Origin of the sequence: Microcoleus sp. LEGE 07076, assembly GCF_015207455.1 — a bacterium.
Lineage (GTDB): Bacteria > Cyanobacteriota > Cyanobacteriia > Cyanobacteriales > Microcoleaceae > Microcoleus.
Genome location: NZ_JADEWV010000193.1, coordinates 1 through 10,980 on the forward strand (window position 1 = coordinate 1; position 10,980 = coordinate 10,980).

6 protein-coding genes are annotated in these 10,980 nt (G+C 44.6%); 5 read left to right on the forward strand and 1 reads right to left on the reverse strand.

Annotation, left to right across the window (positions count from 1 at the left end; translation table 11 throughout):
• Positions 1–296 precede the first annotated feature (296 nt).
• From IQ270_RS23840 to IQ270_RS23850, 3 genes are all read left to right on the forward strand, one after another.
• Positions 297–5,804 carry a VWD domain-containing protein gene (locus IQ270_RS23840; protein WP_193975666.1) on the forward strand — a complete coding sequence of 1,836 codons (5,508 nt, stop codon included), beginning with the start codon at positions 297–299 and terminating at the stop codon, positions 5,802–5,804.
• A 139-nt stretch (positions 5,805–5,943) separates the two neighbouring features.
• Complete coding sequence (locus tag IQ270_RS23845; protein ID WP_193975667.1) at positions 5,944–6,564, forward strand: Uma2 family endonuclease; 621 nt, start codon at positions 5,944–5,946, stop codon at positions 6,562–6,564.
• A gap of 175 nt (positions 6,565–6,739) precedes the next feature.
• On the forward strand, positions 6,740–7,132 hold the full coding sequence (locus tag IQ270_RS23850) for a DUF423 domain-containing protein (RefSeq protein ID WP_193975668.1): 393 nt from the start codon (positions 6,740–6,742) through the stop codon (positions 7,130–7,132).
• 63 nt (positions 7,133–7,195) lie between these two features.
• Here IQ270_RS23850 and IQ270_RS23855 read toward each other — a convergent pair whose 3' ends face one another.
• Positions 7,196–8,290, reverse strand: a complete 1,095-nt coding sequence (locus tag IQ270_RS23855) for a hypothetical protein (RefSeq protein WP_193975669.1) — start codon at positions 8,288–8,290, stop codon at positions 7,196–7,198.
• A gap of 642 nt (positions 8,291–8,932) precedes the next feature.
• On the opposite strand from IQ270_RS23855, the gene IQ270_RS23860 reads away from it, so the two are divergent.
• Positions 8,933–9,148 carry a hypothetical protein gene (locus IQ270_RS23860; RefSeq protein ID WP_193975670.1) on the forward strand — a complete coding sequence of 72 codons (216 nt, stop codon included), beginning with the start codon at positions 8,933–8,935 and terminating at the stop codon, positions 9,146–9,148.
• A gap of 78 nt (positions 9,149–9,226) precedes the next feature.
• Positions 9,227–10,657, forward strand: a complete 1,431-nt coding sequence (locus IQ270_RS23865; protein ID WP_193975671.1) for a phosphoglucomutase/phosphomannomutase family protein — start codon at positions 9,227–9,229, stop codon at positions 10,655–10,657.
• The last annotated feature ends 323 nt before the right edge of the window (positions 10,658–10,980 follow it).

A 10,980-nucleotide genomic window follows, 5' to 3' on the forward strand; every position in this document is an offset into this window, starting at 1 on the left:
CCATGAAACTCTGTACAACAAAGCTAAGGGAAGGTATTGACAGGTTGAATTAAATGCTGTAACTTATTTTTAATTCGGGTAAAGTACCCGCAATGATCTACTCTGTACAGCCTCAATGGGCGGCAGCATCATTGTTTAAACAACTAAATATTAGGTAACAACCTAGCTTGAGATATGAGGGTTCAATCCCCACGGGGCTGGTGAAAGGGCAGGCGCGATCGCTTTGATTGCATTTGTCACTTTCCCGGCCTTTTGTGTTTTTTGGCAACAATTAGCTTTTTTGAGGAGATCGGATTATGAAATGGCTAACAGATGATGAGTTTTTCGGTACTGAAGTGGGTACGGGTGTTGAGGATCACACTTTGATTATGGGAAGTGCGATCGCGCAGACAGCCGTAGGCATCGCGCAGAATTCCCTCAGCAGTTTTGCGACAAGTCCAGATTTTCTGGCCAAGATGCAGGTAGCATTCGGCAATAGCTTTGATGTTGAGCAAGCAGTCAAGTTAGCATCAGCTTGGGCACAGGGAGATTTTAGCGAATTTCCAGAGATTGAGATTCGTTCGGAAGCTGAGATTAATGGTGCTTTGGGTGCGTTTGCGGCTGCGACTGGGAAGATTTATCTGTCGCGGGAATTCCTTGCCAAAAATGCGGGGAATGTTACGGCTGTTGCGGGTGTTTTGCTGGAAGAGTTTGGGCATTTTGTTGATTCGCAGATTAATCGTGTAGATGCGATCGGGGATGAGGGGGAGATTTTTTCGGATTTAGTTCAAGGTAAGGCGTTGAGTCAGGGGGAATTGGCGGGGTTGAAGGGTGAGGATGATTCGGCGATCGTTGTTTTGGATGGGGTAGTGAGGGCGATCGAGCAGAGAAGCCAATCAGATAACCTTGATTTTTTTGCTAAAGATATTTCTGATTTATCAGCTCCTTCATCTTTTGAAAGACGCATTGAAATTGATGATCTAGATTCCTTTGGAATTACTCAAGGTGGTCAATTTAATAATTTAGGCTTAAACTTTGATTGGAACATTGATTTTGCAGGAAAACCAATTCCCTATGTTAAATTAGGTCAAATTGGAAAACCTGAGTTTGAGTATCCAGCCACCATCAATCTTGATTTACCAAATGCAGTCAGCAAAGGTGAAAGTTTTTCTATTTTTACTTTACCGGGCTATACACTTGGAGAAAATACTTCAATCAAGACTATAGGACTAAAGCTGCCCCAAGCAGGAATTGATTATGAATACCGTATAGGTGACTCTGGAATCAAAAATATCTCATTTCAGCATCCTCTCGACGGGAAAAATTACTCTGCACCCGATCTTCAAGTGCCTGGTAGTGGCTCTACTCTAACAAGAGAAATACTAAAAATTAATCAGGGCGATCTTAAGACCAGCTTTGATATTGGAAAATCCATTGCGGAAAGTTTAGGTCTTCCATCTGATGTAGTTAAAGAAGCTTCTGGTATTGGCAAGGTAAACATTAAATTTCCAAAGTCATTTGATGACAAAGTTACAGAAGTAAAAACTATTCCGGGGCAAGGTATATTTCCTTCTCTCAAGGGGACTTTACGTACCGAGAATTTTCTTGAGGGTGAGCTTGATGTAGATAAGCTTATTTCTTTATTTTATAGACCTTTGGGGCTTCTGGGTAAGGATCTAGAAATCAGTTTTCCTTCTTTTGAGAATAAAACAGTTCCTAGATTGAAGGCTAAGCTGGGATATGACTTATTGGATCTAAAAACAAGTCTCGGCTTAGCTATTCAACAAGACACGACTTTCATACCAGATCCAACTCAACCAATTCTCGTAACAATGTCAGTTGAAGGGCAGTCAGAACAAACCGGATTTTTGGGAGACAAAAGTGCTGAATTTAAGTTTGATGCTCCTAATGATGGCTCTGGAGTTTTAAAGGTTAAAGCCAAATATGAATTACGTGGTACTGTTAAGAATGAGTTGGGTATCGTACCCCAGTTTATAGCTAAGATTGACGGATTAAAATACAATTTAAGCCTTGAAGCAGGAGTATCTAACCTCTCGTTGGGTGGCAAGGCTTCAGGATATCTTCTTCCTAAAAAACTAATACAACTGCCTATTATAATTCCCGAAAATGGGTTGCCATTGACAGATCCTTTTCCATTGGTTGGGCCTGACGGAAAAATAAAGATTCAACCAATTGATATTTCCACAATCGGCGGAACAGAATTGGACGAGCAAGCTTCAGATGCGTCTAAGAATCTAATAATTGAGAAAGAGTATGAAATTCCTTACAACCTCCCATATTCCATTTCAGATGCGCGTGCAGATGAGGGAGAAAACCTAGTATTCACAGTATCCCGTAATGAACCGTCAAATGAGCCAGTATTTTTGGTACTTGAGTATGAAAACGACACAGCAAAGGCAGGTGAAGATTATTTCCCTAGTCAAAGATCAGTAACAATTCCTGCCGGACAAGTTAGTGCTGATATTACTGTACCAACTACCGGGGATGACAAACCAGAGTCAACCGAAACTTTTAAAGTTAAACTGAAAAAATCTGATGGTTCAAGTTTTGCTACAAACGATCCTGTTACTACAATAGATGCAACAGGCATCATCATCGACAACGACCAAAAACCCGAAAAGCCCAAAAATGGAGGCAAAACCTACAATGACCCTCGGATCGTCACGATCGACAAACAATATCACGACTTCCAAGCCGCCGGAGAATTCACCTTAATCGAATCAACAACAGGCGACCTAAAAATCCAAGTCCGACAACAACCCATTAACAACAACCCCCGCAGCAACGTCTCCGACAACACCGCCGTAGCAACAGTTTTGGCTGGAAAACGCATAGGAATTTACAAAGACCAAGGACTTTTAATCGATGGCCAGCAAACCCAAATTGCCAACGATGATGCACTTGCTATTGGAGACGGCCGCATCTATCGTGAAGGCAGCAAATATACTATTGTTTATCCGACTGGCGATCAATTAGTTGCAAGTGTAGGAAGTCGCGTCAATGTTGAGGTTTTCCTCACCGACGATCGCGAAGGAAAAATCAAAGGACTACTCGGCAACTTCAACAAAAACCCCAAAGATGACCTAGCAAAGCGCGACGGAACTGTAATTCCTGAACCAGTTTCCCAACAGCAACTTTATGGCGAATACTCTGATAGCTGGCGAGTCAATCAAGCTGAATCCTTATTCGACTACAATCCTGGCGAAAACACCAACACCTTTACTCTGCAAAATTACCCCCGCCAGAAAGTTAAAATCTCCGACTTAAACCCCGCAGATGTTGCAAAAGCCGAACAACTAATAGGCGATCGCATCAAAAATCCCACTACCCGCGAAGCTGCTATCATCGACCTCGTACTCACTGACTTCGATCCAGACATTCTTGAGGAAGCAATCAACGCACCAGATCCAGATAGCGTACTTGCGATCGCCCTTCCATTCACCGCCAACAGCGACTTTACCACCACCACCGTCAACACAGCCACAAAAATCGATATCCTAGCCAACGATACCACCGCCAAAGACCCCCTCTCCATCAAAGAATTCAACACAAAATCCGTTGCCTGCGGCATCATCACCCTCGACAACAACAACACCCGAGACGATAAAACCGACGACAAACTGACCTACACCCCACCATCAGACTTCACCGGCACCGATAAATTTAACTACCTCCTAACAGACGGCAAACAAATACAAGCCGCCACCGTTAATATCAACATCAACAGCCTCAAACTTGACGACCTTTCCGGCAATAACGGCTTCGTCCTCAACGGCACAGAAGCAGGTAACTTCTCAGGAGTTGCTGTTAGCAAAACCGGAGATATTAACGGCGACAAAATAGACGATATCATAGTCGGATCGTTCGGTGCCGACCCCAATAACGTCAACGCCGCAGGCAAAAGTCAAGTCATCTTTGGCAATCAAAAATTTCCCGCCAGCGTCAATCTTTCCCAACTCAACGGTCAAAATGGTTTCACCCTCAACGGCACAGATGCCGAAGGTTTCAGCGGCGGCACAGTCAGCAGTGCAGGGGATATAAACGGCGACGGCATCAAAGACTTTATTATTGGTGCCTTCGGTGCCGCTGTCAACGGTCAAAATAATGCCGGAAAAACTTACATTGTCTTCGGCACAAACCAAGGATTTCCTACTAATTTTAACCTGGCTAATTTGAACGGAAATAATGGTTTTGCCGTCACAGGAACTAACACCTTTGACTATGCCGGCCTCTTTGCGACTGGTATTAGCGATATTAATGGCGATCGCATTGACGACATACTCATCAGCGCACCCGGCCCCCTCGGCGGCACACCCGGTAAAAGCTACGTCATCTACGGCCGCACCACAGGTTTTTCTCCTAACTTAAACCTAGCTGAAATTAACAACAATAACGGCTTTGTAATTAACGGCATCGACGGCAATTCTAGCGGTACTGCCAGCAGCGGCGACATCAACGGCGACGGCATCCCTGACCTCGTAATTGGTGCAGATGGCGGTACTACCAACGGCGGCATTAATGCAGGCAAAACTTACGTTATATTCGGTCAGCAAGGAGGATTTTCTGGCAGCGTTAACGTCCCAGAATTAAATGGAACTACCGGATTTTTCATCGCCGGACTCAATGCCGAAGAACGTTCTGGAATCGCTCTCACTGCCACAGGAGATATCAACGGTGACGGCAATAAAGACATCGTAATTGGCTCTCCCGGTGCGACAGTTGGCGAGCAAATTAACGCAGGCAAAACCTACGTAGTTTTTGGCAAAAAAGATGCGTTTCCTGTCATTATCAACCCGGCTGAATTGAACGGCAGTAACGGCTTTACAATCTTCGGTTTCGATGCTGAAGGTTCGGCCGGAAATGCCGTTAGCTATGCGGGAGATATCAATAAAGATGGCTTTGACGACTTGTTAATAGGAGCCTCCAGCGCCAACTCTGACGATAAAAATAATGCAGGCAAAACCTTTATTGTTTTTGGCAAAAAGGAATTTTCAGCTAATTTCAGCTTAGCAGAAGCCAACGGTAAGAATGCCTTAGTTTTAAATGGAGTAGAAACGGATGGTTTAGTTGGCACTGCTGTCAGCGGTGGCGGAGATATTAACGGCGACGGCATCGACGATATAATTGTTGGCGCACCTGGCAGTTTATTTCAAGATTCTCCCGGCAAAAGTTATGCCGTTTTTGGTAGCCGAGGTTTCGGTTTTGCTAACCCAAATAATGGCTTGGAAGGCACTGTTCAAGATGATATTATCAACGGAACCCAGGAAGATGACACCATTTCCGGCCGCCAAGGAAATGATAAAATCTTTGGCAATGTAGGTCAAGATGTGTTATCAGGAAATCTCAATGATGACTACTTAGATGGTGAAAAAGGGCAAGATATTGTCATCGGTGGAGATGGAAATGATTCGCTTTTCGGTGGACTTGGCAATGACGTGCTTAAAGGTGACAATGGCAACGATATTCTCACCGGAGTTGACATCAATGCTATTAACCCCGGAATTGAGGAAATTGACACTTTAACTGGTGGAGGTGGCAGCGATATTTTTATTTTGGGAGATGCCAATAACACTTACTACGATAACGGCGATAGTGACTACGGGCTGATTACTGATTTTAATGCGAGTGAAGATAGTATCCAATTGCAGGGTAAAGCAGATGATTACTTGCTAGTTCCTTTCTCGCAAGCTAACCAAACTGGTACGGCAATTTACCGCAAGGCTTCGGCTCAAAATGAATTAATTGGCATTTTGCAAGGAGGGTCAAATTTGAGCTTGAGTGGTAGCTATTTCAGGTTTGGCTGAGTCGGTGGGATTGGAGCAAGTTTACCTTGTCCCCGTTAATCGGCCGTAAAAAAAGACGATCGCCCTTTCCCAAAAAACAGGCGATCGCTCTGATAGAACTTAGAGATATAATTTATATTATCGGTAATTCTCAAAACCTATGATTCAAGCTTTACCCAAACTCGTAAACTTCGAGGAATTTGTGAAGTGGCTGCCAGACAATTCGGCGGTACGCTACGAATTGCATAATGGAGATATTGTTGAGATGGCACAACCAGTAGGCGAACACGAGGAAGTTATCATTTTTCTTGGCATCAAAATTTCTGTTCAAATAGATCGTCAGGGATTACCCTACGGTATCCCCCGCCAAGTGATAGTTAGACCTCCTGAAAAAGATTCTGGTTATTTCCCTGATGTGTTGGTGCTAGATCGCGCAAATCTGGTGAACGAAACATTATGGCAAAAACAATCTACCCTCAGTTTAGGTGCATCGATACCTTTGGTAATTGAGGTTGTGTCAACCAATTGGCGAGATGATTACTATTTGAAATACGCCGATTATGAGGAGATGGGTATCCAGGAATATTGGATTGTAGATTATGCTGCGTTGGGCGGACGCAATTTGATTGGAAATCCCAAACAACCGACAATTTCTGTCTGTAGCTTGGTTGAGGGTGAATATCAAATCGTTAAGTTTCGAGAGAACGATCGCATTGTGTCGCAAACTTTTCCAGATTTAAACCTCACAGCAAATCAGATTTTTCAAGCTGGTGCAGTTTAGTTTATTCTAATACCACTTTTAAAAAGTCTTGCTACAGTCTTTAGGTTTGGTTAAACGAAGTGACAGCTAACAATCAGTCGCTACTGTTGCATAGGTTTTCAGAAATGGTATAAGGTTAGGGCGATCGCTCTTTTGTGTGGAAGGGCGATCGCCCTTTTCCCATCCACGTTAAAATATGTCATCACTAATCTTAACCCGAATCTTCCTCGCAGCCGCAGCCGTATTCGGAGGTTTATCCGTTGCAGGCGGTGCTTTTGCGTCCCACGCTTTGAAAAATCAATTGACCGATCGAGCTTTAGCAATTTTTGAAACTGCAGCTCGATATCAAATGTACCACGCCCTAGCTCTATTGCTCGTAGCTTTGCTATTAAGCCGCGCCCAAGAGTCCCAAACCTTTTTTGCAGTGGCTGGATGGGCTTTTATTGCCGGCACGATCGTCTTTTCAGGCAGTTTGTACGCCCTGAGTTTGACTGACATCAAGTGGCTGGGTGCAATTACGCCGCTGGGCGGAGTTGCTTTTATTGTCGGTTGGGGATGTTTGGCAGTCGCAGCTTTCTTTTTCAAATAAGCTATTGCTAAATTTTGACACTAACTGCCAACAACCAACTAACAACTGCCAACTAACAACTGACTAATTTTCAAAGACATCGCTGGAAAACATCTCTGTTACAGTACGCAAGTAAGGTAAAAATACGATTAAATCTTCAGCAGGAAGCCGATCGGATATTTCCCAAAACAAAATCAGCAGCATATCCTGCACTAATTCCCAACTTACATGAAGTTTCGGGTACAGCATCACGCAAATTGGAAACAATTCTTGCTGTAGCGGGCGAATGCTTTCTTCCAAAACGCACCAGCACAAATAGCTTTGAAAAATCTCGACATCCCGCATACTAGAAATTTTTACTTCCCGATCGCTCAAATAACCGCTGCTGCTGCGGTATCCTGGATGCTGGGAACTAGCTCGATCGTACACTGCACTAGCAATCTGAGTCGTGTGCTGCAACAAATGCTGAACGGCTAAGAGAGCTCTTGAATTTGGTGGGTGATTAGCAGCAGCCTCATTAATCTGTCCGTAGGGAATGTGCAAGTAGTCGTCTACAACTTTTATATAGGGTGCAAATTCTGATAGCTCTGACTCCGCAAGACATCCTAACAAAATTTTGCTAGTATACTGAAACTGCAGCGTCACAAATCCCAGCACTAACGAATTTTTCTCTGAGTATTTCCGCCTCAGTTTGACCAGCTCTTTTCCCACCACCACTGACAAACGAGAAGCTGGTTCTCTATCACCGTAAGCGTCTATTGCTTTGCGATATAAGGTGCGAGTGTCTGCAGCAATTTCTTCATGACTAATTAAGCTCGGATCGATCGCCTGCTGCTCTATTTGTCCCCCCAAAACAGCTTCTACTTTATTCCAAGCTATGTCGCTGGCTATTTTCAGGGTATCCATCAATTTGTCTACTATTTTCGCTCGATTTCCATCATAATTACTTGACTCCGAGCTGTCGGGAATTTGCCGCACCCCTTGGTTTTCTCGTGCCTCCACTGTATTGTAATATTTTTTTGCCCAGCTAACTGCTAAGGAAGAAACGTTAACGCCTTGAGCCTCTGGTCTTTTTTGAGAGTCCGATCCAGTAATACCGGGTGTTGCAAAACTTTCGCCCTGTTGAATTTCGTCGGCTGCTGGTAAAGATTTTAAAGATACTTGTGAAATACTCGTCATGATAAACCTCGTTTTTTTATAAAGCAGCACCAGATCGTTTCCCCTAATTTTTAACGTTGTCAACTACGATCTTCTGCATTTGTACGCTGAGAGTCATTCGCTATTGTGCTTAAAGCTATAAGCCGTTTGGCTGTACTGCCTGCATTTTTTATACGTTGCACGTAAATAACGCTATTGATTGTGCGCTAGATCACCGTCAGCCTGCGATCCCCGTCTTAGTTTTTTCAATCGCTCTGTAAAAATGGCTGAAAATAACTTTAACTTGTTTTAAAAGCTGAGCATTCAAGTTAAGTTTATCTCAAAAAACTGCTGCTTAAAATATTTTATATTTGTTTCGATCGCTTTTGTCGATCGCCCTACCTTCTCAAAGAATCTACCCTACACCCCTAGGGAGCGATTACTTTGATTAATTTATTTTCCTAGGTGAAGCCAGAAATTTATTTTCAGCCTTGGGATTGTTAGAAAACCCTAACACATTCAACGAGCAATTTTTATAAATAATTAAATTAGAGATGAGATTGAGATGAAGATTTATGTGCGTTTCGTTAATGCCACTGGCAGCGGGGTTTTTTGGCAATTAATTTTTAATGCTTCCCGCGCCTGCGTTCGCGAAGCGTTCCCGAAGGGTAGCTATCCCTCTTGGTGAATCGCCCGCAATTTGTCAGCATCCATTCGATCGCCCAACCGCCCTTCAAAACCCCAATATATATCGACAGGGCCCGCCAAATCGCAGATTTCACCAACTCTGGCTGCTTCGAGTCGTCTGCCCCAGCAGCGGAACCTCACCCTACAACCAGAGGATTAGGTCGATCGGGCCCGGCGGACAATTCATCCACAGCCATAGCTTCGCGGCGCTGACCTCAAAAACAGCACGGCCACTAGGTCTTTAAGGCTATGCCTTCGGGTAGGATTAATAGGACGAGAGGAAGTGATAAAATGAGTGCCAGCAATTCAACAGAAATTAAGTTCGGAACCGATGGGTGGCGGGGACTGATTGCCCGTGACTTTACTTTTGCCAACGTGCGAAAAGTCACCAGGGCGATCGCCAGTTACCTCGAAACCGCTTACACCAAAGACCGCCCAGTTCTAGTCTCCTACGATACCCGATTTTTGGCAGACGAGTTCGCCCGCACGTCGGCGGAAATATTGGCAGATTTGGGATGGACTGTCAAAGTGGTCGATCGAGATTGCCCCACACCAGTCATCGCCTACAGCGCCAAACATCTCAACTCCGCAGGAGCCCTGATGTTCACCGCTTCCCACAATCCCGCACCTTACTGCGGCATCAAATACATCCCTGACTACGCGGGCCCGGCTACCCCGGAAATTACCGATACAATTGTGGCAAATATTGCTGGTGCTTCTGACGCGCCAGCAATCGGCAGCCACAACGATCGAATCTCTACTTTTGACCCGAAACCCGAATATCTGAAGTTTCTTTATAGCTCGATCGATGTGGAGCGGATTCGCTCTGCTAAGTTGAAGGTCAAGTACGACGCTCTGTATTCGACTTCTCGCGGTTATCTCGACGATGTTTTGGAACACTGCGGCTGCGATGTCGAAAGTTTTCACACCTACCGCGACGTGCTGTTTGGCGGGGGAATGCCCGAGCCCAAGGGCGAACAGTTAGTCGAGTTGGTGGAATCTGTTAAAAAGGATTCCGCTGATTTGGGTTTGGCTACCGATGGCGATGCCGATCGCTTTGGTATTGTTGATGAGTTGGGAAATGTCTTGACTCCAAACACTGTGCTGTTGCTGTTGGGCCGTCACTTGGTTAAGAATAAAGGCTTGACTGGGGCGATCGTCCGTACCGTCGCAACTACCCACTTGCTCGACAATATGGCCGCCAAATACGGCTTAACAATCTACGAAACCGCAGTCGGTTTTAAATACATCGGCGAAAAAATGCGGGAAACTGCGGTACTCATCGGAGGCGAAGAGTCTGGCGGTTTGAGCGTTTTGGGTCACATCCCCGAAAAAGACGGGATTTTGGCTGATATGCTAGTTGCTGAGGCGATCGCCTACGAAGGCAAACCCCTTTCCCAGCTAGTCGAAGAAGCCATCAAGGAAGCCGACGGCCCCCTGTACAACAAACGCTTGGACTTGCACCTAGAGGAAGCACACAAAGCAGCCGTTTTGGCATCTTTTACCAAGAATCCCCCGACGGAAATAGCGGGTATCGGCGTTAAGGAAATCGGCCGCAAAGACGGAATTAAACTTTATCTAGAAGACGGCGGCTGGGTACTGCTGCGGCCTTCGGGAACCGAGCCCTTGATGCGCGTTTACATGGAAACCAATTCTGTGGAAAAAGAAACCAAAGTTGCCCAATACATGGAAAAGGTAATTTCCCAGTTAGAACCTGTTTAAATTTCCACCTCTTCCAATGCGGGGTTTTTTCCCTAGGTCTTGAGATTGTATGGTGCGCGCTGCGCGCACCTGATCTAGGACTTGAGTCCGTAGGGTGCGTCAGCAATCATCCGATCTGTGTTTAGCCAAAATTTTACAACTGACGCACCCTATTAAAATAACTAAAATTCATCATCCATACTGCTTTGCAAGTTATATAATTGCAATACAGTCCGACTTGTCAAACTTTATTTTTACTTTTTCAAAAAGTTTAAAAAAATTAGTTTTTTTTACTTTTTACTTGACGTTTTATGAAGTTTGCTGGTATCTTATTTAATAATGGG